The sequence below is a fragment of the Streptomyces massasporeus genome (assembly GCF_014648995.1).
GTDB classification, from domain to species: domain Bacteria; phylum Actinomycetota; class Actinomycetes; order Streptomycetales; family Streptomycetaceae; genus Streptomyces; species Streptomyces massasporeus.
In genome coordinates this window covers 1-593 of the sequence record NZ_BMSE01000074.1, presented here as the reverse complement: position 1 = coordinate 593, position 593 = coordinate 1, and the positions used below count along the sequence as shown (strand labels likewise).

The 593-nt window shown below is 57.8% G+C and carries 1 rRNA gene; it reads right to left on the bottom strand.

Annotation, left to right across the window (positions count from 1 at the left end):
* Nucleotides 1-593 (bottom strand): 23S ribosomal RNA (locus IE153_RS41305); the annotation flags it as partial.

Here is a 593-nt window from a genome sequence, read left to right as displayed (position 1 = left end):
CACACGTTACCGTGCTTCCATATCCGGCCTATCAACCCAGTCGTCTACTGGGAGCCTTACCCTCTCAAGGAGGTGGGAATACTCATCTCGAAGCAGGCTTCCCGCTTAGATGCTTTCAGCGGTTATCCCTCCCGAACGTAGCCAACCAGCCATGCCCTTGGCAGAACAACTGGCACACCAGAGGTTCGTCCGTCCCGGTCCTCTCGTACTAGGGACAGCCCTTCTCAATATTCCTACGCGCACAGCGGATAGGGACCGAACTGTCTCACGACGTTCTAAACCCAGCTCGCGTACCGCTTTAATGGGCGAACAGCCCAACCCTTGGGACCGACTCCAGCCCCAGGATGCGACGAGCCGACATCGAGGTGCCAAACCATCCCGTCGATATGGACTCTTGGGGAAGATCAGCCTGTTATCCCCGGGGTACCTTTTATCCGTTGAGCGACGGCGCTTCCACAAGCCACCGCCGGATCACTAGTCCCGACTTTCGTCCCTGCTCGACCCGTCGGTCTCACAGTCAAGCTCCCTTGTGCACTTACACTCAACACCTGATTGCCAACCAGGCTGAGGGAACCTTTGGGCGCCTCCGTTAC